The organism is Kluyvera sp. 1366 (assembly GCF_054823405.1).
On record NZ_JBTRDW010000001.1, the window covers coordinates 624,030 to 649,012 of the forward strand.

The following is a 24,983-nucleotide window of genomic DNA, read 5'->3' on the forward strand; positions in this document are numbered from 1 at the left end:
TTTATCAAAACACCCAGCGTACGCCCGCGTTGTAATTCCAGCCTTGCACGCCGTTGCCGTCGATCTCTTTGCGGTAATTGGCTTCGGCATACAGCGAGACATTGTTGGTGAAAGCCGCATTGCCGCCGATGCCGGCATCCCACATCTGGCCGAACTTGCCGCTGTTGAAGTTATCGCTAACCTCGCTGTTACTGGCACCAACATCCACTTTCGCCGTGCCGCCCCAACCGCGATAGTAGTTAGTGCGCAGATACGGCGTATATTGCCCGCTGCCGCTATCGTTCCAGGTCCGTGCCAGACGTGCGCCGACGCGGCCAATGGTTTGGTCATAATCGTCGTAAGAGACTTGGGTTTGATCGTCGTCGGTGAAGTCATCCAACTTCAAATGCAGATGCAGCAGTTGCGCTTGCGGCTCAAGACGAATGCCGTTCGCCAACTGAAACGGATAACCACTCTCCAGCGATGCGGTCCAGCCTTTGCCTTTCAACTTCGCCACCTCTTTTTGTCGGGCGATATCGGTGTCGCCACGATGCCAATCGAGTGAAAGCGCGCCATCCAGATAGAAGCCACTTGCGCGCTGCCAGGTGCCGTAAATCGCCAGGCTGTCGCTGTCGAAATCGGTTGAGCTGTAACCATCCGCTGCGTTCGGTCGGATGCGCGCATTGCCGCGCGTGTAAGCCAGGCCGCCGCGCAGACTATCTTGTTCGCCGTCCAACCGCAGTAGGTTGCCGCCGAACTGCACCGCGCTGTAATCGAGGTCAAAGTCGTAACCGTAATGCGCCGTATCAAGGTTAGTTTTGTACTTCTGGTTAGAACCGGAATAACGGATGAACATTTCCGCTGATCCGTCTGGATTCTGCCGCAATTCGCCCAGGCGTTGATGTAAATCACCAATGGTTGCCAGGGTGTAATACGCCAATCCGACCGGCGCCGAAATGTAGGAAGGAAGCTGTGGAATTAGCGCCGGGCGCAGCGCGCCGCTGCCTGCTGTCTGCGGCTGGCAAAGGGAACCATCTTTACAAACGTAGTTATTGGCCAGACGATAATCCCAGGTTGTATTGCCATTCTCGGGGGCAAAGCTATAAAGCCCGTATTGCCACGGTCCTGCAGCGACATAACCCCGTTGCAGCGCGAAGCTATTGGCGCTGGCGCTACCAGCAACCTGCACCAGAGAAACGCCTTCATTGGCGGAGATCACGCCATCTCGATTGCTATCCGCCAGCGTGGCAGCACTCAGCGCATTATTGATAAAGGTAGTGCCGGTCACGTTGCCGTTAACGCGTAAAGTGTCGCTTTGCGCGCCCTGCGTCCGCAACGCCAGCTTGCCGCCCGCCGACGCCAAATCACCGTTGATGGTCAACGTGTTGCCCGCCGCGCCGCTGCCGTTGGTGAGATTCAACGTACCGGCGTTATTCACCACCAACGAATCGTCAGTCTCGCCCGACAAAACCGGATTGACCTGATCGCCGACAAACAGCGTTGAGCCGCTATCCACGTTGATGGTGCTGTGCGCCAGCTTGAGATTATCGGTAAGGGTAAATTGCGTGTTGTAGAAGTTGATGGTGCTCCAGCCTGCGCCGAGGTTAACGCCGCGCGCCAGATCATCGTTGCTGAACGAACCCCCGCGCGCGTTAATCTCACTAAAGTTCAGCGTGCTGCCGCTGCCGCCTGCGGTAGTGATGTGACGCGTGTTTGCCAGACTGACGTTGGCGATCGAAGCCACATTGTTAACACCGGTTCCCATCGTCACGCTGCCGTCAATGGTTCCGCCGGTGAGTTCGACCACGTCGGTGCCGTTGCCGGTGTTCACATCGCCCACCACGTTGCCATCGACCAGCGCGATCTGGTCATTGGTGGCGCCACCCGCGACCACTACCGTTTCCGGGTAAGGCGCGGTGACGTTGCCTTCATTGATAAATACGGAGTTGCCGCCACGCAGATCGATAATTGGTGAAACCAGGCTGAGCGAAACGATGGTGCCGCGGTTGATCACCTCGCTGGCGGTGCTGGTGACAATCGCCGAGCCGCCATCGGAACTGTTAACGATGATGTTACCGTTGGCGATCACCCGCCCGGTGGTGTTGGCGCGCACGCCGGTTGCCGGGCCATAGACAAAGAAGCTGTAACCTTGTGGGATGATCAAATCGTTGCTGGTGGTAGAACCATCTTCTTTGCTAAACACAAAACCTGTCGCGCCTGCACCACTCACGGTACCCAGCATATAACCGTTGGGATCGAATGAGGTCGCGGAGCGAATTAACGTGCCGCCATCGGTGTTCATCCCGACATCTTGCAACGAAATATTGCTGGTTTCCGCGCGGTTGTTGAGCACAGTGCCGCCGCCAGAATTGTACAGTCCGATGTTGCTGGCGGTTAACAATGCTGCGCCTTTATCCAGCAAGATGGTGTCTGCGCCCGCATTGGCATTGATGGTGCTGTAGTAAAAATTCGGCCCGGCAGTATCACCATTAATCGTTAGCCCGCCATTATTGCCAACGCGCACCGCAGCAATGCCGCCCGCACTCAATCCGCTGTGATCGGTCCAATAAACGGTATTGCCTTCGGCGGTATCCAGCGCGATACCCAAGGCTATGTTGGTGCTGGATCCATCAAAGATATTTCCGCCGCCGCGAATACGCACACCGATGCTGTTTGGCCCGGTAAGATTGATGGTGCCACGCGGCGTGGACTGATAGATCACACCATCGCTGATATCAAAGGCAGTGGCATTGGTTCCGTTGCCGGTGATCGGCGCCACGTTGGCGAAGAATCCACCTTGCCCGGTGCCCGCAATGGTATTGTTGCCGTTCAGCTCAATCGGGTTGGTGATGGTCACGTCTGCACCCTCCGAGCTCTGAACCGCAATCGCCCCTTCGCCGTTAACGTAATAGCTGTCGGTGCCGTACAAGGTGGTGCCGTAAAGTCGTGAACCGGCACCTGAAGCGACAATGCCGCGTGTGTTGGCACCGCTCAACGTCACGTCGGCAGCCACCACCGGATTAAAGATCACGCCATCACTCAGGCGATACAGCGCCGAACCTGGCGTGGAGACATCATAACTGCCGCCGTTGCTATCGATGTGCGCATAGTTGGTGGCTTGATAACCGGTTTGATTCGGCGCGGAAAATTGCAGTGAACTGGCATCGCTGATGGTTAATCTGGCGTCATCGCGCACATCAACACCAACCGCATTTTCGCCGTACAAATTGATTTTGCCGTTCTGGGCAAAATTGGCCTGGCTGCCCGAAACGGCAACGCCCGTCGCGCCCTTGCCTTTAACATTGATGGTGTCGTTATTCGCACCGCTGGCATCCTCGAGACGGATGCCGGTGCTGTTAATCGCGGTATTGATCACGCCATTATTGGTGAAGCGGCTGCCACCGTTGGCATACACGCCGGTGCCACCCGCACCAACGGTCGAGGCATCGACGCCGTTGCCATCGGCATTATTGAAAAAGCCGCTGTTTATGACGCCGTTGTTAATGCCGGTGCTACCGTTCAACAGTTCCAGTGCGTTGCTGCCAACGCTGGCCAGTTTGCCGTCAATCACCGCCGTCGCGCCGTTGCTGGCGCGCATCGCCGCGCTGCTGGCATTTACCACTTCCAGTATGCCGCTGCTACCAATGGTTGCCCTGGCATTGGGGCCATCAGCGCTTAACACAATGCGTTCGCCAATCGGCTGCGTCACTTCGTCGTAGTATTCATCGGCATCGATCACATAGGCGATGACATCGCTGCGCAAGGAGAGCGCTTTATTAAACTCGCTGCTGTAGCTATCGGCGGCCAGATTGCCGTTTTGCAATTGCTCAATCAGCCAAGTGTTGTAACTCTGCAAGCTGCTGACGTTGGAAACGTTGAATGAAGTGGTGGCATTGTCCAGCGTGGTGACGCTAAACGCGCCGCGCCAGGAGACCACATTGTCGAACCATTGCCCCAGTTGATAGGTATAAGGCGTGTAGGAACCGAAAAATGAGATGCGATTAGCGGAATTCCAGTTCATGGTGCCGCTGCCGCTGGCAGTAAACAATTCGCTCTGTTTCGCCGCCATCGACCAGCCGTTGGTGCTGGCGGTGGTCGCAGCGCCATTCTGCCCGATATCAACATTGATAGTGCCATTGCTGACCTGCGCAACGCGCGCGTTGATATATTGCCCATTATTAACGTTATAAAAATTTGGCAAGGTATTGGTTTCAATGGCGCTAATCGCGGCGGAGTTATATACCTGAACGCTATTACTGCCGCTGCCATTGGCATCTGGCACGTTAATCACATAATTCTGCGCGCCCAGATCGACGCGACCTGAATCTTGCCAGGAATACGAAATAATTCTGCCGCTGCTGAGCAATTCTCCGATGAATATGGTGCCACCGCCGTCCTGACCGGGCGCAAACCGCTGATTGCCACTTAAAGTTTGAGTCGAGCCATTGCAAATACAAAACACGCCGGCGCGGTTGTCATTTAATTCCGGCGTAAAAGGCTGAAGCGTCGCCGCCCAAACTGGCGAGGCTGGATTAAACACACCGTAAGCGGCAATAAGGCTAATAAACAGCGGATGCAATCGAAACATCATCGTTCACTCCAGAGAAGCGTGCAACGCTGCCGCGATGCGTAAAGACATCGCCAGCAATGGGTTTGGCTAATATTAATTTGTGTAATTGAACGTAAAGAAATTCTGCGACGCGGCAATAACATCACTTTACGCGAGACAGTTCCAGCGCGACTTAAGCCAAATAGCGATGATGAGATAACTTTAAGAAAAGGCCGGGGATTGAATGCAATTATTCGTGGAACTGAAATAGCGGAAAGGATGTTGATCGTGTTAACAACAATATAAAAATAAGAAGCCACCATTAAGTGGCTTCTTACGATTTATTAGAATGGTCCCCAGTTGATCGCCACACCAATTAATAAGGTGACAACACAAATGGCAAGCCAAATCGCCACTACCGGCGCAACGAATTTAATCCATTTGCTGAAAGAGATATTGGCGGTGGCCAAGGCTGCCATTAACACGCCAGAAGTTGGGCTGATGGAGTTGACGATACCTTCACCCAGCAACACCGTTTGCACCGTCACCTGACGGGTTAAACCGAGGTTATCGCCGAGCGGCGAGAAGATCGGGATCAGCAAAGCGGATTCACCGGAACCGGATGAAATACCGAAATGCATCAACGCCGCGCTAATGAACATGCCCACCGCCGCAATGGCGGGATGAACCGGTGCCAGTAAATCAGACAGGAAGCCAACAATCGGATCAAGAATATTGCCCTGTTGCAACACCACGGAAATCGCGCCAGCCATACCCACAATGAAGCCGCCTTTTACCAATTGCGAGCAACCCGTAAGGAAGGTGTTGGCAATGGCAGAACCCGACATGCGACCCATCATGCCGACCATAATCGACAGAATAATAAACATCGCCGACATTTCATTGGTGGCCCAATGTAATTGCACCGTGCCAATCATAAATACAATCAGCGTTGCGGCGCAGGTGATCAAAATCAGTTTATGCCGACCAGTAATCGCCAATGATTCGTCATTCTGCGCAGTTTGTTCTATTCGCACTTCACCATTATTTCGCGCGCGTTTCACCGAGATAATCAAATAGGTCATCACCGTTAACACGAACAATAAACAGGTGATGCCGCGCAACAACATGCCGGAAAACAGCGGTAACTGCGCCAGATGTTGGGTTAATCCGGTGGTAGCTGGACCTAATACCGCAACGTTAAAACCCGCCGCACAGGTTAAATACACCAGCGCCATACCAATCATTGGCGATAAACCCAACGATCGCGCCACTAATAAACCAATCGGCACAAACGCCACTACCGAGTTTTGCACCACGCCGGTGGTGCCGAGAATGGCGAATATCACACCAAAAATGATGATAATGCGCGTATCGCTTATTTTGGTACTGCGCGACAGTGAATTAAGCGCCGTGGCAATAGCACCGGTCGATTCGATAACGGCTAATAACCCGCCGGTAAACAGAATCAGGAAAATGATCGGCGCGGCTTTGATCACCCCTTGCACAATCGCCATGAAGATTTCGCCGGGATAAACGCCCGAACGCGCGACTTCATGCAAACTTCCCTTGATGGCAAAAGTGATGCCATTGCGGGTTTCATGGTCAAACTTGCCCGCCGGAATAATCCAGGTTGCCACCGCCGCCAGCACCAAAATAATAAACAGCAGCAGATAAGGACTTTGCTCGGTTTTCGCTGCTGGCGGTTGCCGCAGTGTATTTTTCTCAACATTAACCTGAGACATGCGCATCACCTCCGAGGATCAATCCCGCCACCAACGCCGCGCGCGGAGCAATATCGGCAATAATGATATGTTCATGACGTGCATGAATACCTGCGCCGGTTGCGCCCAAACCATCCAAGGTTGGAATGCCCAACGCAGCAGTGAAATTGCCGTCGCTGCCGCCGCCAACCGCTTTGCCTTCCACCTCGAAACCAAGCTGTAAGGCAACCTGCTGCGCACGTTCCATCAGCAGCAACGATTCCGGTGTTTGACGCATTGGCGGACGTGATTGTGCGCCGCTAATATCCAGCGTGATGCCGGCTAAATGTGGCGTGATCTGGCTGATTTCGGCGTGGATGCGCTCGGCTTCTGCTTCGCTGGTAACGCGCGTATCAATGCCTAACACAGCTTTATCCGCCACCACATTGATGCGGTTGCCGCCACGCGCGATTCCCACATTGACGGTGGTGCCGCGCTCCGGCGCGTTTAAGCTGTGCAAGAACATGATCTGATGCGCCATTTCTTGTACCGCGCTGATGCCCTCTTCGGGATTGTTCCCGGCGTGCGCCGCTAATCCGTTGAGGGTGATTTCATATTGTCCGGTACCTTTGCGCGCTGTTTTCAGTGCGCCCGTTCCCGCCACCGCAGGCTCAACCACCAGCACTTGCACCGATCCCAGGGCGTGCTGCGATAACCAGGCGCTGGAGCTTGGGCTGCCCACTTCTTCATCGCTGCCGCAGAGAAACACGATGCGTTTACCCGCCAGTAAATCGTGTTGTTGCAACGCGCGCACAGCCCAGATGGCTTGCACCAGACCGGCCTTCATATCCAACACGCCAGGTCCGTAAAGCTTGCCGTCTTCTTCACGCATTACCAACTCGCCTTCATCCCAAACGGTATCGAAATGCCCGAGTAACACGGTTTGCTCGTCACCGCTTCCCAGCGTGAATTTCAGGTGATTGCCGTAATGCGGTTGCTCATCAATCTCTGCTACCACGCCCAAACGTTTGGCAAACAGCGCTTGTAAGACTTCGCCACAACGATCCACGGCGGCCTTGTTCATTGATGGAGATTCCGCCGCGACCAATTCCTTGATATCCAGAAGAATTTCATCGGCATGTTGTTGCAGGTAATTTTTTATAGTTTTCATTTGTACTGCCCTCGCATAGTGAATCTTCGAGTATGGAGATAAAAATGCGCTTAAAAAATGGAGATAAAAGGCTATTATTGTTGACCTCAGATCAACGGATAAGAAAAACCTATGGCGATGCTGCTCTATCCAGAAAAATCCATAAGGTATCTGTATGAAGTGGGCAATTACGGCGGTATTCGTCGGGCGGCGGAAGCCCTGGATGTTGATCCCGCCGCCATCAGCCGTCAGTTATCGCAACTGGCGCGGGAGATGCAATTGCCGCTGTTAGAGCGACGTGGCCGTAATGTGGTGCTGACCGAAGCTGGAAAGTTATTAGCTGAAGATTACGCGCACACTCATCAACGGCGCAGCCAGTTGGATCGTCAGTTAAAAGATCTGCGCCATAAGCGCGGCGGCTCAATCAAATTACGCGTCGGGCAGGGCATGGTGGATGAAGTTGTCAGGCATGTGTTACAGCCGTTTTCGCAAACGTATCCCGACGTGTTTATCGATATCCTGTCGGGCGATATGCAAACCACCGTTTCGCTGATTGCCAAAGGCGACGTTGATATGGCGGTGGGTTTTGGCCCGATTGGCCCGCCCGGCCTGAAGTGTTTGAGTTTTCACCGCGGACCAATCTGTGCGGTGGTGCACAGCCAACACCCCATCGCGGATTATTCGCAAATCGAGGTGGCCGAACTGGTCAATTATTCATTAATTGGCATGGACAAAAATTTTGGCATTCAAAGTTATATGAATGCCATGTTCAGTCAGGAAGGATTTATATTCAGCCCGGCTTATAGCTGTAATCTGTTTTCCAGCGCCATCGCCTTAAGCCAGGCCGGCATGGGCATCGCGTTTATGACCGCCAAAGTGGTTAAAGACGACCTCATCGCTAAGAACTTAGTCGCCGTGCCGATTCACCATCGCATCGCCCGTGAAAGCCAATGCCACTTATTACGCAGCGCCGATCACCGCTTCACGCCCGCCGCGCAGCATTTATGGCAAATGCTGGTGACGTTTTTTGAAGGTACGGCGGGAGCGGTTTAATCGCTGCTTATTTGATTACAAATCTAATCAATTTTGAACTCTTAAGGATAACGCTTACCGCTCATAAACACCTCAGAGCCATCTTAAATGACTCTGAGGTGTCTGTTAAACCCGTGGCGATTTACTACTTTATGAAGGTCCTCTTTACCCGAACAGACACGGTGAAGTACGGGATCCATATCAATGCTGATATTAAACTGCGGAAGATAGGAACCAATTCATCATACCCAATTTTGACGCCAGGAATTAGCACATAGAGCGTGTAGGTATTAATCGACAATGTTATAATTATGGCGATCAAAAATGAAATATATAAATTAGGGAGCAACTTCTTTCTTTTTAAGAATTGTGATAGTGTGAACGCCGCAAATAAAAACATCACTACATAAATTGTAAGAGAAGAAATAAAAAACACCTTAGCATTTATATCTATAGATCGATAATTCTCTATAATTGCCTTAAAAGACTCATTTATATTCAACAGGTACGAGATAGCTGAAATTATCAATCCTACAAAAGGTATGTAAAGGAGGCCGCCAATTTTTCTAAATTGTATTTCTTCACATCCTGTGCAAAACTCCCTGTCCTGCGGTATTTCTTCTCCACACTTAATGCAACCCCATTCCATGATTAAACCTTTAAATATTATTAAATGACAGTGAAATTTGATGAATATTTTTAATCGACTTGATCTTTATAGCTAATTCATTAGACTTTGTTGCCACCTTGCATTTTGCAACAAGTATCTTTTTTAGCGTATTTATAAAAACACCAGGCACAATCGGTTGTCATTTTTAAGTTATGACATATACACATAATACCATAATTAATATCAGGATTTTCTTAAAACACTTATAAAATACCATCTTCCTGATTATTTATTTTTAGAAACCAGAAAAAACCTCCCTAACACAAATATCCGGTAATTATAATCGTTGACTCGGCATCAGTTGTTCAAAGGGTCATGGTTGACACGTTTAGTGATTAGAAAAATGGTTATTAAGAATCACGATTTTAGCTGTACTGATTAGCAGCTTTCTGGGAGAGATATGAACACTTCAGCAAGATTGTTACATTATAACATACTTTATGCCCAGCAACGATTGAACTGTTACCCAAATCCACCCTCTCACTAAAGGTTGTCAATTTTCAGGCAAGTGATTGAGTTGTCTATTATAAGAACGGGGAACACATGTTTATAAAGGGTTGGGTTAAACAGTTTTATCTACCGGCGTTTATTTCGCTCTATATTGGCGTACTGCTTAACATTCCGATTTTTATCCGCCGCTATACGCAACTGCAGTTTGATAATACCCTTTCATTAGTGACTGAGGTCATCGCTGCGTTTTGTTTGGTGATGCTGTTAACGTTGTTAACCTCATTAACCGGAAAATATCTGTCGCGTGTATTGATGACCATGCTGGTGATTTTCTCCAGCGCGGCCAGTTATTACATGATTTTCTTTAATATTGATATTGGTTATGGAATCATCGCCGCCGTTTTAGCCACCGATTCACTGGATCTTTCTAAGGAATCGGTGGGTTGGCACTTTGTGCTGTGGATGGTAATTATCAACGTCATTCCACTGTGGCTAATCTGGCGCGGAATGCGCAGTAAACCCGTTTCAAATATCAGCAAAAAGCGTTATTGGTCTTATAAAACTATCGCCATTGTGATTGCCGCATTGGGTTGCTGGTTACCATTGAATTTGATGGGCAAGGTGCAGGATGAACAGGACAAGAAAAATAACCGCATGATGGCCAGCTACGGTGGCATTGTTGCCGGCACTTATTCACCGTCTAACTGGTTATCAGGCGTTGGCTTGCTGGCATACAGTTCATTCAGTCAGGCTGAAGACAACCGTAATCTATACGATCCCGCTGAACACTTTAAATACGTCCCACCGAAAAATGCGGATAACTTGTATATCGTATTTGTGATTGGTGAAAGTGCCCGCCGCGATCATATGGGTTTATACGGTTACGATCGCGACAACACACCTTATCTCGATCACGAAAAAAACCTCGTTCACTTGCAGGGTTATTCCTGTGATACCTCAACCAAGCTCTCGCTGCGCTGTATGTTTGTCAGAGAAGGCGGCGCCTCAGAAGCTCCGCAGCGCACCCTGAAAGAGATGAATGTCTTTACTGTGATGAAGAAGCAAGGTTTCTCGGAAGATCTCTATTCCATGCAGAGCGAAGCCTGGTTCTATAACAAAGTCATGGCCGACAGTTATTCAATGCGCGAATCTATTCAGGCGGAGAAGCGTAATGTCGGTAAGCCGGTGGATGATATGGCGTTAATTAATGAACTGCAGGACTCCATTCAGCGCCATCCGCAGGGTAAACATATTGTAATTCTTCACACCAAAGGTTCACATTATATGTATACCGAACGCTATCCACGGGCATTCGCGCGTTACACACCGGAGTGTCAGGGTATTGATGATGCCTGCAGCACGCAGGAGATGATCAACTCTTACGATAATAGTCTTTTGTATACCGATTATTTTCTTAAGCAGACTTTCGATAGCCTGAAAGATAAAAATGCCATCGTGTTTTATGCCTCCGATCACGGAGAATCGATTTCCGACAATCTGCATTTCCACGGCACGCCACGCGATCATGCGCCGATGGCGCAGCGCACGGTGCCAATTATGGTTTGGGCATCCGATAAATTTTTAAGTGACAGTAATAACAAAGCGTCATTTGCCAAACTGCAGCAATTGCAGAACGACAAAACGCCGGTATTCCATGAGAAGTTATTCGACTCGATATTAGGCTGCGCTGGCTTTACCTCACCGGATGGCGGAATTAATTCAATGCGAAACTGGTGCGATCATTCTACTATTCAGAAGTAATTTGACGTTTCTTAGGGAGGAACTATGACGCCAGAAATCAAAACGCAACGATTAATCCTGAAGCCCCTGGAAAGCGGTGATGGGCAGGCGATGCAAATCGCCTTTCCGCGCTGGGAGACCGTGCGTTATCTCAATGCTGCCGTGCCCTGGCCTTATCCTGAAGGTGCCGCACAGAATTACGTTGATAACGTGGTGTTGCCCGCCGTTAAGGAAGGTCGAGGTTGGTGCTGGAGTATCAGACGTCAGGAGAAGCCTGAGGAATTGATCGGTCTGATCGAACTGCGCGATGCAGAAAATGATAACCGCGGATTTTGGCTGGTACCTGAGTGGCAGCAACGTGGCTATATGAGTGAAGCCTGCAACGCCGTGAATGATTTCTGGTTTAAAACGCTGGGCCGCGACGTATTACGTGTGCCAAAAGCGGCGGTGAATACAGGCTCAGTGAAGATCTCACGTAAATCCGGCATGCGTCTGATAGAAACCGGCAAAAAAGAGTATGTCGCGGGTGTTCTCGATTATGAATTGTGGGAATTGACCCGCGAAGAGTGGCTATCACATTAACATCAAGAGGGAACGTGTTCCCTCAATGCCGTCAGTAAGCGGCTGACCAGCGGTTTGGCCTCATTTCTCCGCCATACCGCATAGAGATTCACATACAGCGCCAGCCAGGGTACTTCAACAACAATGACAGACGACGAAGCAAGCCGCGCAAGACTTCGCTGAATAAAGGTAAATCCCAGCCCTGCTTCAACACAGGAGAGCGCCGCCAGTGGTCCGCTAACCTCAAGCCGAATATCAGGCGTGAACCCACTCCCTTCACACACCTCAAGCAAGCGGTTGGACACTGCCGTATTTAGACTTTGCTTATCGGCGATCCAGCGCATCATGTGTAACTGCTCAGGTTTGGGATCCCTAATTGCCTGTTCTATTGGCATAGCCAGCACCACCGGCTCAACTAACACGCTTTGAAAGGCAAAACCGTCATCCTCTTCCGGCTCGTTATAAACCAGTGCCAGATCCAGCGCATGATTCGCTAGCGCATCGATTTGTGCCTGTGAGCGTAAGGCATGGAGCTGTATATCAACTTTTGACGAGCAATTTAACCGGGCAAGGCTTTCAGGAAGTAGAAGTGAGTGAATGGCCGCTTCGACATAGCCAATATCAAGCCTGCCCGACTGACCATTCTTCAAACTTTTACCCAGTCCATTCAGACGATCATGGTGCAAAAGCAATGCCTTCACTTCTGTCAGGAATTGCTTGCCCTCGGCGCTGAGATAGAGACGTTTCTTTTCCCGATGAAAAAGTGCCACACCTAACTCATCTTCCAGTTGCTGAATCTGGCGGCTCAAAGGGGATGCTGAAATATGCAATTTCTCAGCTGCCTGACCGATGTGCTCGAGTTCGGCGACGAGAGCAAAAGAGCGCAATAACTTAATGTCCATAACTTTTCCGGTCACAACTCAGTCGAGAATGATGATAGCCACACAATAAATATTGCCGCAACATCTTAAGTAATGCGACGTTTAATTAAGCAAACAAAGTCATCTTCTATTTTAATATCTACATTTGACGAGGTAATTTTGACGAACGTATTCAGCACAAGGAATATCGGCAATTATAAGGTCACTGCGCTTAGTGATGGCGTGATGAAAGCCAGCCTGAGTCTGTTATCTGGAATAGAACCTGAAGCAGCGGTAAATATACAGCAACAAGCCGGAATAAAAGCAGCGGATGATATCCAAATTAATAGCTATCTCATCCGTGGAGCGGGACGAATAATATTGATCGATTCGGGTATGGGAAACCTCAATCATATCGGTGGAGAATTAAGACGAAACCTCCTTTTATCCGGCATCATGCCTGACGAGGTTGATACTGTGTTGTTGACCCACGCGCATCCCGATCATATTGGCGGTCTGCTGGGTGAGAATGGGCGACCCGCTTACCGAAATGCAGCACTCTACATTAGCAAAGCAGAAGCAAACTTCTGGCTGGATAATGAAAAATTAACTAGCCTGAGTGAACGCGCACTGATGAATGGTTCGCTGTTTCGTCGCACGTTCGAAGCTTATTCAACTGTTCGATTTACGGAAGAAACAGCGATTGCTGAAGATATCACCGCAGTCAGCCTACCGGGACATACGCCTGGTCACAGCGGCTACCTGATAGATTCCCGCGATGAAAAATTACTGATTTGGGGTGATATTACGCATTATCCGCATATTCAAATTGCCCATCCGCAAGTTTCAATCGCCTTTGATTACGATCCTGACCAGGCAGAGCAAACACGAAGAGCAATTCTTGAGCGCGCTTCACGAGAAAACCTATTGATTGCAGGTATGCACTTGGGCGTGTCTGGGTTTGCCTATATCCGCTCCCCTTCAGAGGGACATTATTTTCTGGAATATGTCTGAACCGCGAGCCGGTGTCCGCCTTAAACATACCCCATCATCCGCAGCATCGACTGCGCCTGATTCATCGCTTCCGCGCGGTGCGTTACGCCCAATTTTTGGTACAGATTGCGGATATGCGTTTTGATGGTAGTAGCAGCGACATCCAGCTCGCCAGCAATTTGGTCGTTGCTGTATCCTGAATAGATCAGCCCCAAAACCTGCCATTCGCGTTGGGTTAGCGGGCTGGTGCGAATCAGTTCCGGCACATCGGGATGATTAATCAGGCGGCTAACAAAGCCCTCGTCAAAATGGGCAAACTTATGGCGATGATATTTATTAATCTCGCTGAGAATGCGTCTGGCGCGATGATTATCGAGTTCATCCAGCGTGTTGAGCTGAATCAGCTGACGCAGCTGCTGCGCCATCGCTTCACCTTCAATCACAAAATGGCTGACGAAACCGGTGCTACGCGCCAGTTTTAATGCTTCGGTCAGCGCCTGCTGCGCTTCCGCTTTGCGCTGGGTTTGCCAGTAAATTTGATTTAACAGCAGCAGATTGCGATTCATATCGCTCATCAGGTTGAGCGCGCGCGCATTGTCATTCAGCTCATCCAGCACCACTTCGGCCTGGCTCATATTTCCCAGCAGAATCTGCGCACGCGCGACATTGCGCCACTGCCCTTGCAGGAAGTGATTGTTGGCAAATTCCGGTTTCACCGTCTGGCGCATCCAGCTACTGGCGCTTTGGCTGTCGCCGGTCATCTGCCAAAAAATCACCCTCACCTTATCGGCATTGGCGATCCAGTCGCTATGCAGCGATCCGTTGTTAAGCAGATTCTCCAGCCGACTCAAGTGACTGCGCGCATTATCGAGATTGCCGCGCGCCAGCGAACACTGCACCAGCAAACCGAGGCACTGAATCTGCTGCTGCGGCTGATAGCCTTTCAGCACTTTTATCCCTTCGCGCGCCGCCTGTTCTGCTTCGTCGAGTCGGCCCCACGCCCACAACAGTTGCGCGCGAATTCGCAGCAGGAATTCATGCATCGGGAACTGCGTCAGATGCTGCTCTTTCACCAGCACAAATGCCCGCTCCTGTATCTCATATGCGGACTGTAAAAACCCCTGCGCAAAGAGAATCTCACTCTGCTGAATCAGGCTCCACAACGCGTAATTCCAAGCTTCCTCGCGGCGCGCCATCTGCTCGGTCTGGCGCATCAGCTTCAGCGAACTGCTCAGCTCGCCTTTGCAGTGCATCACTTCGCCCAATACCGACGTCGCCACGATGCAGCTGTATTGACGGCTTTCCGGCAGCGCATCGAGCGCCAGCAACGCCAGCCGCTCGGCTTCTTCTGCGTTACCGTCATTTATCGAAACCTGCGCCAGCAGCGCGTTGAATTCGCCGCGCAGCACATCATCAATCTGTTCGCTGCAGGAGTGCTCAAAGCGCATCAGCAAACTGCTCACCTCGGAAAACCGGTGCTGGCTTTGCATCAGCCACGCCTGTAACAGCACTAACTTTGGATTTTCCAGCAGAATTTCCCACGGCAGCGCCTTGAGAGAATCTTCCAGTAGCGTGAGTTCGCTCTGATTAAACAGCGTCCAGGCGTATTGCAACAGCACGTCACGCAGCATCAACGCATCACCAGCCGCCAGCGCATGATGGATTGCTTCGCCAGGGAAACCCAGCCGCATCCAGCTTTCAGCCGCCGCGCGATGCAGCGCAGGCAGTTCCGCCGCCAGTTCCCACTGACAGCGCTGACGCAAAAAACTGCCAAACAGCGGATGATAGCTAAACCACTCGCCCGAGTTATCCATGCGCTGCAAAAACAGGCCCTGACGCTCAATCTCTTCCAGCCGCATCTGCCCTTGTTCTTCGCCGGTTACGCAGGCGATCAGCGTATCGTTCATCGATCGCAGCAGCGCGCTTTTCAGTAAGAAATGTCGTGTGGCGCTATCCACGTTATTCAGCACCTCCTCAACCAGATAATCCGCCAGATGGCTGGCGTTAATGCCGGAAAGACGGCGCGCGGAATCCTGAGCGGAGCTCGCGCCCTGACGCGTCGAGAGCGCGATCAGCTGCAGCGCCGTCGCCCAACCCGCCACGTCATCGCACAGACGCCCGCTCTCTTCCGATTCCAGCGGCGTTGTCAGGCGGCAATCAAAAAACTGTTTGGCTTCGTGATGGGTAAACGCCAGCTGCTGGCTGCCTAACTCAATCAGCTGTTCGCGCACGCGCAGGTTGGCAATGCCGAGCTGCGGCAGATTGCGCGACAGCAAAATCAGCGTCACATTTTCCGGCTGGTTACGTAAAAAGAAGCGCATCGCGTCGTGAATCGCGGGATTGGTGATGTGATGGTAATCATCAATGATCAGCCAAATCGGTTGCTGCCACGCCGCCAGCTCACTGAACAGTTGAGCGAACAGCGCATTTAAGTTGATGTACTGCCGTTTCTGCGCCAGCGCTTCGCTGGAGGCGCAGCCGCCCTGCGTTGCCTGCTGCAGAGCCGCGATGAGGTAATCGACGAAGCGTTCTGGCTGATTGTCGCCCTCATCCAGTGAATACCAGCCCAGATTGGCTTTCCCCGCCGCCCATTGTGAGATCAGCGTGGTTTTGCCATATCCCGCCGGACTGGTCACCAACACCAAACGGTAATTGCCCGCCGCGCCGAGTTTTTGCATCAGGCGCTCGCGCGCAACCGTGTTCTCAAGGCGGACCGGTCGGCTAAGTTTGGAGGGTATTAACATCGGTAAACGCTTCTCCCTAAACGTGGCGCATCATTATTTTACGCTTCGTAATTAATAGTCACATACGTTCAGATATTCGTTTACCTAATGCAAGCTAACCCATTAAGCAGTCTTAACAAAAGCGACGGTTATCACATTCCTGTCACACTTTAAGATTTCCCTCAGCCTCTCCTCCCCGCTCATCCTCCCCGCTGAATTTGGTGCAGGAGGAGGAGCGCGTCATGGCTGACGCGCAGAATGAAGCACATTCACCTCCGCCCTGACAGGACTGATTATGAAATTTGATCGCACCCGTTTTAAACACGCGCTAACCCGACAATGGCAACGTTTTGGTCTGCACGATGCGCAAGAGATGACGCCAAACCAATGGTGGCAGGCGCTGAGTGGCGCACTGGCCGACATGCTGGCGGAGATGCCTGCGCCACCAGCGGCCACGTCGCAGCGTCACGTTAACTACATTTCGATGGAGTTTTTGATTGGTCGTCTGACCGGCAACAATCTGCTCAACCTTGGCTGGTATGACGAGGTGAACGAGGCGCTGGCCGAGTGGAATATCACGCTGAGCGACGTGGAAGCGTGTGAGACCGATCCGGCGCTAGGCAACGGCGGCTTGGGTCGGCTCGCCGCCTGTTTTCTCGATTCGATGGCAACCGTGGGACAACCCGCCACCGGCTACGGACTCAGTTATCAGTACGGTCTGTTCCGCCAGCACTTTGTTGATGGCGCGCAGCAGGAGATGCCGGATGACTGGCAGCGCGACAGCTATCCGTGGTTTAACCATAACGCGGCGTTAACTGTGCCGGTGCGTCTCGGCGGCAAAGTCATCACGCACAATGGCGTTGCGCGCTGGGAGCCGGCGGTGCAAATTCTCGGCGAAGCCTGGGATCTGCCGGTGGTCGGTTATCAGAATGGCGTCACTCAGCCGCTGCGCTTGTGGCAGGCGAAACATGCGCAGCCGTTTAATTTGCAGCGCTTCAATAACGGGGATTTTCTGCGCGCCGAGCAGCCGGGCATTGAAGCTGAAAAACTCACTAAAGTACTCTACCCCAACGACAATCACGACAACGGCAAAAAGCTGCGCCTGATGCAGCAGTATTTCCAGTGCGCTTGCTCGCTGGCGGATATTCTGCGCCGTCATCAGCGCGCCGGTCGTAGCATTGCCAGCTTGCCAGATTATGAGGTGATTCAGCTCAACGATACCCATCCAACGCTGGCCATCCCCGAGCTGATGCGCCTGATGCTGGATGAACACGCGCTGAGCTGGGACGAGGCGTGGCACATTACCCAGCGCACCTTTGCCTATACCAATCACACCTTGATGCCTGAGGCGCTGGAGTGCTGGGATGTGCGCATGGTGCGCGCCCTGTTGCCGCGCCATATGCTGATCGTTAACCAACTTAATGCCCAATTGAAAAAGCAGGTTGAAGCGCGCTGGCCGGGCGACGAAGTGACCTGGGCGAAACTGGCGCTGGTACACAATAACCAGCTGCGTATGGCTAATCTCTGCGTCACCAGCGGCTTTGCGGTGAACGGTGTGGCGGCGCTGCACTCGCAGCTGGTGGTGAAAGATCTGTTCCCGGAATATCACGCGCTGTGGCCGGAGAAATTCCATAACGTCACCAACGGCATCACGCCGCGCCGCTGGATCAATCAGTGCAATCCGGCGCTGGCGACGTTGATCAGCCAAACCCTCGATCAGCCGTGGATCACTGATCTCGATCAGCTGAAAGCGTTAGAAACCTACGCCGATCACGCCGCATTCCAGGCGCAGTATCGCGCCATCAAGCAGCAGAACAAGGTTGCGCTGACGCAATGGATCGTAGAACGCACCGGCATCCAGGTGAATCCAGAGGCGATGTTTGATGTACAGATCAAGCGCCTGCACGAGTACAAGCGTCAGCATCTGGCGCTGCTGCACATTATCGCGCTGTGGCAAACGCTGGTGAGCGATCCGCAGGCCAACCTGACGCCGCGCGTGGTGCTGTTTGGTGCCAAGGCCGCGCCGGGTTATGTGCTGGCTAAAAACATCATCTACGCGATTAACAAAGTGGCGGCCACCATCAACAACGATCCGCGCATTGGCGATCGCCTGAAAGTGGTGTTTGTGCCTGATTACAACGTTACGGTTGCCGAGCGGCTGATTCCAGCGGCGGATCTCTCCGAGCAGATTTCTACCGCCGGTAAAGAGGCATCCGGCACCGGCAACATGAAGCTGGCGCTGAACGGCGCCTTAACCATCGGCACGCTGGATGGTGCCAATGTGGAGATCGCCGAGCAGGTTGGGCGCGACAATATCTTTATCTTTGGTCATACCGTTGATCAGGTCAGCGCGTTGCAAGCAGAAGGTTACTCGCCTGACGCGTGGCGCAAAAAAGATGCGCAGCTGGATCGGGTATTGAAAGCGTTAGAAGACGGCACCTTTAGCGACGGCGACGTCACCGCGTTCGAGCCGCTGCTGCACAGCCTGAGCGCCAAAGGCGGCGATCCTTATCTGGTGCTAGCCGATTTTCGTCACTACCTCAACGCGCAGGCGCAAGCAGAAACCTTGTGGGCCGATCAGCATGGTTGGACGCGCGCCGCGATTCTCAACACCGCGCGCTGCGGCATGTTCAGCGCCGATCGCGCCATCCGCGACTATCAGCAACGCATCTGGCAGGCCGCGCGATGAACAGCACCATGACGCCAACCGCCGAAATCGCCAGCGAATACATTGACGCGCACGGCCAGCTGCAATCGGTTTCTGCCGTTACCCGCCAGCGTTTGCTGGCGGCGATGCATCCCGCGCAACCGCACGCTTCGCCGCTGCCGCCGGTACTGATCGTGCAGCAAGAACACGCGGAGATTGTGCTGTCTGCGCCCGGCATGGCAGGCGATTGGCAGCTGATCGCGGAACAGGGCGAACGCTGGCAAGGTCGCGCAATCGCCAACCAGCCGATCGTTTTGCCTGCGCTGCCTTTGGGTTATCACCAGCTCAGCTTTAGCGCCCAACAGCAGGCGTTTCACTGCCGGATTATTGTCGCGCCCGTGCGCTGTTACGAGCCACCGGCCATCCAGCAAGGGCAATCGCTGTGGGGCGCCTGCATTCAGCTGTATACGTTGCGGTCGGCGTCCAACTGGGGAATCGGTGACTTTAGCGACTTAAAGCAGATGCTGGTCGAGGTCGCGCAGCGCGGCGGTGCCTGTATTGGGCTGAACCCGCTGCATGCGCTGTTCCCGGCAACGCCGGAAAGCGCCAGCCCTTACAGCCCTTCGTCGCGGCGCTGGCTCAACATGTTGTATATCGATGTCGCCGCCGTTGAGGATTTTACGCTGAGTGAAGAAGCGCAACGCTGGTGGCAGGCGGACAGCACGCAGCAAGCGCTACGGGCGGCGCGGGACGCTGAATGGGTCGATTATTCAGCGGTCACTGCGCTCAAACTGCAGGCGCTGCGTCTCGCCTGGCAGCAGTTCAGGCAGCGCGGTGCGGATGATGGCCTGGTTGTCGCCTTTGAATGTTTTATGCAGCAAGGCGGTGAAAGTCTGCTGCATCAGGGCGTGTTTGATGCGCTGCACGCCGCGCAGATCGCCGAAGACCCTCAGCGTTACGACTGGACAACCTGGCCTGCGGCGTTGCAGTCGCCCGAGAGCGCAGCGGTGCGGGCATTCCGCATCGAACACACCTATGACGTGCGCTTTTATCTGTGGCTGCAATGGCTGGCCGCGCGCCAGTTTGCTGATTGCTGGGCGGTGTGCCAGCAGCAGGCGATGCCGATTGGCTTATACCGCGATTTGGCCGTGGGCGTGGCGCAGGGCGGCGCGGAAACCTGGAGCGATCGCGAGCTTTACTGCTTGCAGGCCAGCGTCGGCGCGCCGCCGGATATTCTCGGTCCGTTGGGACAGAACTGGGGATTGCCGCCGATGGACCCGCAGATTATGCAGGCGCGCGCCTACCAGCCGTGGATTGATCTGCTGCGCGCCAACATGCACGACTGCGGCGCGCTGCGCATCGATCACGTGATGGCGCTGCTGCGACTGTGGTGGATCCCGCAGGGCGAAAGCGCGGCCGAAGGCGCGTATGTGCATTATCCCATCGACGATCTGCTGGCGATTCTGGCGCTGGAGAGCCAGCGTCATCACTGCATGGTGATTGGTGAGGATTTGGGTACGGTGCCGGAGAAGATCATCGGCAAGCTTTACCAGGCGGGCGTTTACTCCTACAAAGTGCTCTATTTTGAGCAGACGTCCAAAGTGGCCTTTCGCGCCCCCGCCCGCTGGCCACGTCAGGCGATGGCGGTCGCCACCACCCACGATATGCCGCCCCTGCGCGGCTGGTGGCAAAGCGATGATTTACGGCTGGGCAGCGAGTTGGGGCTTTATCCTGATAAGCAAATTCTTGCCGGTCTGAGTAAGTCACGCTTAGCCGCGCGCCGCGCGCTGTTTAAGAGCCTGCAACGCAGCAATTGCTTGCCCGAACAGGCCGAACCGCAGGTGATGGATCGCGCGTTAAGTGCGGCGATGCAGCGTTATCTGGCCGACAGCAATAGCGCGCTGCTGGGCCTGCAACCCGAAGAGTGGCTGGATATGGCTTCCCCAGTGAATATTCCCGGCACCACCCGCCAATATCCCAACTGGCGCCGCAAACTCAGCGCTTCGCTGGAGGCGATGTTTGCTGACCCGCAGATCAATGCGTTGTTGGCGGATATCGATCAACGCCGGCGGAAAGTGAAATAATTCACAGCGGTCGCCATGGAAGGCGATCTTAAAAACGCACACATCCGTAGCGGCGCGATTCATCGCGTTGTTTTGACTTTCGTGCTCCGACACAGCATTGCGCAATAAATTGCGCCGCTACGAACTTTGGCTCCCAATAAAAAAGGTGCGCCGAAGCGCACCAGATGGGACAAATCAGCACTGCCGGGGCGGATTACCCCTTGCCTTTAACACTGCTGATAAACACCTGTCTGGCCGACGTGGAGCCTAAACGCTCGGCCTCGTCCAGCAGCTTCAACGCCTTATCGATATTGCCCTTCTCAACCGCCTCGCGGATGTTCTGATTAAAGTAACCTTCGGTATCCGTCATGATCGGTTTAGGTTTTGCATCCGAAACCGGGGCAGCACGATAAGTCGCCGGCGCAACCGGCTGCGTATTGCCCACCGTTACCGGCGCAGGACTCGATGATCCAAACAGCGGTCCAACCAAAATGGATGAACCTGAGCTAGTTTTCACTTTCAGTTTCAGGGTGCCATCGCGGCTGTGCTGCGCAATCGGATCGGGGATATCCGGCACCGCATTGCCGGTACCGCGGGCGTAGGCTTTCGCCGGATCCAATAACGTGGTGGTTTCGGTCAAATCCTTCTCGGTGGTAAACACCAGCAAGTAGATCTTTTGCTGACCCAGCGCAGGCGTCAGTTTCATCACGCCTTCCAGCCGATCCGCCGCCATCACGCCCGGCTGCTGATAGGTGAAAAAGCGCGCCGGGAACCAGGCCGCCGGACGCATGTTCTCATCCAGCACCAGCACATTCGGTGCGAACACCTGATTTTGTTTCACTTCACTGCTCAGCGTAATGGTGAGTTCACCGATATTGGCTGGCAAGCTGTAGGCCGCCACCGAACCCGTTACGCCCGCTGCATTCAGATTGCTATGGCTCTCACTCAGCGTAGTGACCTGGGTGCGGGAGGTATCGACCGGCAGCCAGCTCAGCGTTTGCAGGCTGGCGGCGGGGAATGTGGGCGCGGCAGAGAGATCCTGTGGCACCAGATTGACATCCGCGAGCGCCGGTAAACTTTGGCCGACCAGCAGCGCGGCGCTCAGGCAGAGCGCAAAAACCGTTTTTTTCATTCTCATTGTATAACCTCAAAAACTGTCAGGCGGCGGCGCGCACCAGGCAATGGCGCGCCGCGCCGAAAAGAGATCGTCTCAGTTAAGCCACATGCGGGAGCATTACCACCAAATCTCCATCTGCGCCCCGAATGTCACCTCATCGTCGTTGCCACGGCTGTTGGTCAGAATGCCGTTGCCGCTGCTGTCGTTAGAAGCAAAGGAGGTCAAATCACCTGAGCTGTCTTTGCTGTAGCCCCATTTCTCATCCCACTTGGCGTAGGTTGCGAACAGACGCAGTGCCGGACGCGACCAGATGCTTTCGCCCGCCTGCCACTGTTGCGCCAGCGTCACTTTGTACTGGCCGTTGCGCTCGTTCACCTGCTGCGACTTCACGTTGTCATAGCCCACTTCAAGCAGCGTGCTCATGATTGGCGTCCATTTGTACATTGGGCGCACGCCCACGGTGTACCACTCGGTGCCACGGTTGTTATCGAGATCGGTGTTCTGGTACATGGCGACGTACATCAGATCCCAGCGATCGGCGAGGCTAATCGCACCGTGATCGAGTACGCGATACATGCTGCCGCTGTTGTTGATGTTGGTGCCCTGCGGCAGCCCTTTGCCCTGCGACGTCAACGCATCGGTGGCGTACTGCAGCACGAATTTGTTGTAACCCTTCAGCATGCTCTGCGTGTGTTCGGCGGTGAACATCCAGCCATCTTTGGAGGCGTTATCTTCGAGGCGATAACCGTCACGCGCGTTGGCGCGGCCATAATCGACGCCCAGTTCCAGCACGCCGTTCGGGTTGGTTTCAAGACCTGCGAGACGCACATCAAACACGTCGTTGGCGGTGCTGGTGGCGTAATCACGGATCTGATCGCTGGAGAAGGTGTAAGAACCGCCCGCTTCGGAGGAGCGCGTGGCGGCAAAAGAGAGTTTGCCGAAGCCGAGATCGACATCTTCCAGACCGGCACCGGGACCGGAAATATCCCAGTAGTAGAAGTCGATCATATGCACGTCATGACGCTGGTAGAAACGCTTACCGGCCCAGATGGTGGAACCCGGCAGCGCGTCGATCAGGTTTTTGCCTTTGACGTTGGCTTCGCGGAACGCGGGCGAGGTCGCTTCCCAGTCATTCTGCTGAGAAACCGAATAGGCGACGTTGGTATCGAAGTAGAAGCTCTTATCGCCCTCTTTCCACACTTCCTGGCCCAGCTTCAGCTCAGCGTAGGTTTCACATTCGTTGCCCAGACGGTATTTACTTTGAGCGCCGGTGGCCTGAAAACATTGCTGTTCCCCGCCGCTGCCGGTCCAGCCGATGCCGGAACGGGCATAGCCGGTAAAATCGACTGCCATCGACGGGGCAGCGAGCGTGCCTGCCGCGATAGCAACCGCGATAGGGAGTTTGCGCAGAGTTAACATTTTCTATCTCCTGAGGTCATTGCTTTTATTGTTTTGCAGGGCTAAACACCGGGTTCCTGATGTAGCCGGCGACAGGCGCTGCCATCTTCACGGAAAAGATGGCAACGCTCTGGCGGCAGGCCGATGCCCATCAGGGCGCCCTCTTCTACCAGCACGACGTCCTCCTGGCGATAAACCAGGCTTTGACGAATGGCGGGAATCTGGATGTGAATTTGCGTTTCGTGTCCCAGCTGCTCCACCACCGTCACCTCGCCTTCGAGGGTGACGTCAGCGATATCGCTGGAGAGCAGATGTTCGGGACGAATGCCTAACGACATGTTGCTGCCCACCTGCACACCGGCGCTGTCGACCGGCAGCCACACCAGCTGGGTATTGGGTAAACGCACCTGAACCTGATCGATGGCGGTAGCGGTGACTTTTACCGGTAAGAAATTCATGCGCGGTGAGCCGATAAAACCGGCAACAAAACGATTGGCGGGATAGTGATAGAGCTCGAGCGGCTTGCCGACCTGGGCAACGTGGCCGCCATCCAGCACCACGATCTTATCGGCCAGCGTCATCGCTTCGGTCTGATCGTGGGTGACGTAAATCATGGTGCGCTTCAAACGCTTATGCAGGCGCGAGATCTCGATGCGCATCTGCACGCGCAACGCGGCATCAAGGTTGGAGAGCGGCTCATCGAGTAAAAACACGCGCGGTTCCGCCACCAGCGTGCGGCCAATCGCCACGCGCTGACGCTGCCCGCCCGACAGCGCTTTCGGACGGCGCTCCAGCAGATGCGCCAGCTGCAGCACTTCCGCCACCTTATTGACCCGCTGCTGGATCTCCGCTTTGCGCGTGCCAGCCAGCTTCAGGCCGAACGACATGTTCTCAGCCACCGAAAGATGGGGATAAAGCGCGTAGGACTGAAACACCATGCCGATGCCGCGCTCGGCGGGCGGCACCTCATTCATGCGTTTGTCGCCAATAAACAGATCGCCGCTGGTGATGGTTTCCAGACCGGCAATCATGCGCAGCAGCGTCGATTTGCCGCAGCCTGAAGGTCCGACAAAAACCACGAACTCGCCTTCAGCGATCTCAAGGCTGATGTTTTTCGACACCTCGGTTTCGCCCCACACCTTGGAGACACTGCGCAACGTAACGCTCGACATGATGCTTTCCTCTCAGCTTGCTATTCCTTGTCCGCAAGTCGGCGGACAGACCCCGGCGACCACTATGGGCAAGGACATCAAGGCCGACATCCTCCACCGCACGGCGTCAGCGTGGGGGAGGAGACGGGAGGAGGAGATTGCGCAGACCCGTCTGATAAAACGCCGCAGGCAACCAT

General features: G+C 53.7%; 15 protein-coding genes. 6 read left to right on the top strand and 9 right to left on the bottom strand.

Annotated elements, in window-relative coordinates; genetic code table 11:
* Positions 1 to 4: 4 nt before the first annotated feature.
* The 3 genes from ACVLVH_RS02920 to ACVLVH_RS02930 all read right to left on the bottom strand — a co-directional run bounded on the left by ACVLVH_RS02920 (position 5) and on the right by ACVLVH_RS02930 (position 7,402).
* The gene (locus ACVLVH_RS02920; RefSeq protein WP_498948673.1) at positions 5 to 4,570 is read right to left on the bottom strand and encodes an autotransporter outer membrane beta-barrel domain-containing protein; all 4,566 of its coding nucleotides are present in this window, start codon (positions 4,568 to 4,570) and stop codon (positions 5 to 7) included.
* A gap of 302 nt (positions 4,571 to 4,872) precedes the next feature.
* Positions 4,873 to 6,273, bottom strand: a complete 1,401-nt coding sequence (locus ACVLVH_RS02925; protein ID WP_192414478.1) for a YfcC family protein — start codon at positions 6,271 to 6,273, stop codon at positions 4,873 to 4,875.
* Positions 6,260 to 7,402 carry a M20 family metallopeptidase gene (locus tag ACVLVH_RS02930; protein ID WP_462063155.1) on the bottom strand — a complete coding sequence of 381 codons (1,143 nt, stop codon included), beginning with the start codon at positions 7,400 to 7,402 and terminating at the stop codon, positions 6,260 to 6,262. Before ACVLVH_RS02930 ends, ACVLVH_RS02925 begins: the two co-directional genes overlap by 14 nt.
* Before the next feature lie 111 nt (positions 7,403 to 7,513).
* Here ACVLVH_RS02930 and ACVLVH_RS02935 point away from each other — a divergent pair, with 111 nt between their 5' ends.
* Complete coding sequence (locus tag ACVLVH_RS02935) at positions 7,514 to 8,434, top strand: LysR family transcriptional regulator (protein ID WP_498948675.1); 921 nt, start codon at positions 7,514 to 7,516, stop codon at positions 8,432 to 8,434.
* Between the two features lie 124 nt (positions 8,435 to 8,558).
* Here ACVLVH_RS02935 and ACVLVH_RS02940 read toward each other — a convergent pair whose 3' ends face one another.
* Complete coding sequence (locus ACVLVH_RS02940) at positions 8,559 to 9,062, bottom strand: DUF2569 family protein (RefSeq protein WP_462063157.1); 504 nt, start codon at positions 9,060 to 9,062, stop codon at positions 8,559 to 8,561.
* A 564-nt stretch (positions 9,063 to 9,626) separates the two neighbouring features.
* On the opposite strand from ACVLVH_RS02940, the gene eptB reads away from it, so the two are divergent.
* The gene (gene eptB / locus ACVLVH_RS02945; RefSeq protein WP_192414487.1) at positions 9,627 to 11,294 is read left to right on the top strand and encodes a kdo(2)-lipid A phosphoethanolamine 7''-transferase; all 1,668 of its coding nucleotides are present in this window, start codon (positions 9,627 to 9,629) and stop codon (positions 11,292 to 11,294) included.
* Between the two features lie 24 nt (positions 11,295 to 11,318).
* Positions 11,319 to 11,855 carry a GNAT family N-acetyltransferase gene (locus ACVLVH_RS02950; protein WP_192414489.1) on the top strand — a complete coding sequence of 179 codons (537 nt, stop codon included), beginning with the start codon at positions 11,319 to 11,321 and terminating at the stop codon, positions 11,853 to 11,855.
* 2 nt (positions 11,856 to 11,857) lie between these two features.
* Here ACVLVH_RS02950 and ACVLVH_RS02955 read toward each other — a convergent pair whose 3' ends face one another.
* Positions 11,858 to 12,736 (bottom strand): LysR family transcriptional regulator, encoded by an 879-nt coding sequence (locus ACVLVH_RS02955; RefSeq protein ID WP_192414491.1) that lies wholly within the window; start codon positions 12,734 to 12,736, stop codon positions 11,858 to 11,860.
* A 138-nt stretch (positions 12,737 to 12,874) separates the two neighbouring features.
* Here ACVLVH_RS02955 and ACVLVH_RS02960 point away from each other — a divergent pair, with 138 nt between their 5' ends.
* Positions 12,875 to 13,708: an MBL fold metallo-hydrolase gene (locus ACVLVH_RS02960; protein WP_225614569.1), complete on the top strand. Its 834-nt coding sequence runs from the start codon at positions 12,875 to 12,877 to the stop codon at positions 13,706 to 13,708.
* A gap of 20 nt (positions 13,709 to 13,728) precedes the next feature.
* Here the strand turns inward: ACVLVH_RS02960 and malT are convergent, their stop codons facing one another.
* A complete protein-coding gene (gene malT, locus ACVLVH_RS02965) occupies positions 13,729 to 16,431 on the bottom strand; it encodes an HTH-type transcriptional regulator MalT (protein WP_192414495.1) in 2,703 nt (900 codons plus the stop codon).
* 274 nt (positions 16,432 to 16,705) lie between these two features.
* On the opposite strand from malT, the gene malP reads away from it, so the two are divergent.
* Together malP and malQ are read left to right on the top strand one after the other, a co-directional pair.
* The gene (gene malP, locus ACVLVH_RS02970) at positions 16,706 to 19,099 is read left to right on the top strand and encodes a maltodextrin phosphorylase (protein ID WP_192414497.1); all 2,394 of its coding nucleotides are present in this window, start codon (positions 16,706 to 16,708) and stop codon (positions 19,097 to 19,099) included.
* Positions 19,096 to 21,141, top strand: a complete 2,046-nt coding sequence (gene malQ, locus ACVLVH_RS02975; protein ID WP_498948678.1) for a 4-alpha-glucanotransferase — start codon at positions 19,096 to 19,098, stop codon at positions 21,139 to 21,141. The genes malP and malQ overlap by 4 nt, the downstream gene beginning before the upstream one ends.
* A gap of 193 nt (positions 21,142 to 21,334) precedes the next feature.
* Here malQ and malM read toward each other — a convergent pair whose 3' ends face one another.
* The 3 genes from malM to malK all read right to left on the bottom strand — a co-directional run bounded on the left by malM (position 21,335) and on the right by malK (position 24,807).
* Positions 21,335 to 22,258, bottom strand: a complete 924-nt coding sequence (malM, locus tag ACVLVH_RS02980; RefSeq protein WP_192414501.1) for a maltose operon protein MalM — start codon at positions 22,256 to 22,258, stop codon at positions 21,335 to 21,337.
* A 96-nt stretch (positions 22,259 to 22,354) separates the two neighbouring features.
* Entirely contained in the window at positions 22,355 to 23,656 is a 1,302-nt protein-coding gene (locus ACVLVH_RS02985) for a maltoporin (RefSeq protein WP_192414503.1), read from the bottom strand.
* A 41-nt stretch (positions 23,657 to 23,697) separates the two neighbouring features.
* Positions 23,698 to 24,807 carry a maltose/maltodextrin ABC transporter ATP-binding protein MalK gene (malK, locus tag ACVLVH_RS02990; protein WP_498948680.1) on the bottom strand — a complete coding sequence of 370 codons (1,110 nt, stop codon included), beginning with the start codon at positions 24,805 to 24,807 and terminating at the stop codon, positions 23,698 to 23,700.
* Between the last annotated feature and the right edge of the window lie 176 nt (positions 24,808 to 24,983).

Excerpts from the sequence above, each read along its gene's own strand:
- ACVLVH_RS02920 (WP_498948673.1), bottom strand. The coding sequence starts at position 4,570 with ATGATGTTTCGATTGCATCCGCTGTTTATTAGCCTTATTGCCGCTTAC.
- ACVLVH_RS02925 (WP_192414478.1), bottom strand. The coding sequence starts at position 6,273 with ATGTCTCAGGTTAATGTTGAGAAAAATACACTGCGGCAACCGCCAGCA.
- ACVLVH_RS02930 (WP_462063155.1), bottom strand. The coding sequence starts at position 7,402 with ATGAAAACTATAAAAAATTACCTGCAACAACATGCCGATGAAATTCTT.
- ACVLVH_RS02935 (WP_498948675.1), top strand. The coding sequence starts at position 7,514 with ATGGCGATGCTGCTCTATCCAGAAAAATCCATAAGGTATCTGTATGAA.
- ACVLVH_RS02940 (WP_462063157.1), bottom strand. The coding sequence starts at position 9,062 with ATGGAATGGGGTTGCATTAAGTGTGGAGAAGAAATACCGCAGGACAGG.
- eptB (WP_192414487.1), top strand. The coding sequence starts at position 9,627 with ATGTTTATAAAGGGTTGGGTTAAACAGTTTTATCTACCGGCGTTTATT.
- ACVLVH_RS02950 (WP_192414489.1), top strand. The coding sequence starts at position 11,319 with ATGACGCCAGAAATCAAAACGCAACGATTAATCCTGAAGCCCCTGGAA.
- ACVLVH_RS02955 (WP_192414491.1), bottom strand. The coding sequence starts at position 12,736 with ATGGACATTAAGTTATTGCGCTCTTTTGCTCTCGTCGCCGAACTCGAG.
- malT (WP_192414495.1), bottom strand. The coding sequence starts at position 16,431 with ATGTTAATACCCTCCAAACTTAGCCGACCGGTCCGCCTTGAGAACACG.
- malP (WP_192414497.1), top strand. The coding sequence starts at position 16,706 with ATGAAATTTGATCGCACCCGTTTTAAACACGCGCTAACCCGACAATGG.
- malQ (WP_498948678.1), top strand. The coding sequence starts at position 19,096 with ATGAACAGCACCATGACGCCAACCGCCGAAATCGCCAGCGAATACATT.
- malM (WP_192414501.1), bottom strand. The coding sequence starts at position 22,258 with ATGAGAATGAAAAAAACGGTTTTTGCGCTCTGCCTGAGCGCCGCGCTG.
- ACVLVH_RS02985 (WP_192414503.1), bottom strand. The coding sequence starts at position 23,656 with ATGTTAACTCTGCGCAAACTCCCTATCGCGGTTGCTATCGCGGCAGGC.
- malK (WP_498948680.1), bottom strand. The coding sequence starts at position 24,807 with ATGTCGAGCGTTACGTTGCGCAGTGTCTCCAAGGTGTGGGGCGAAACC.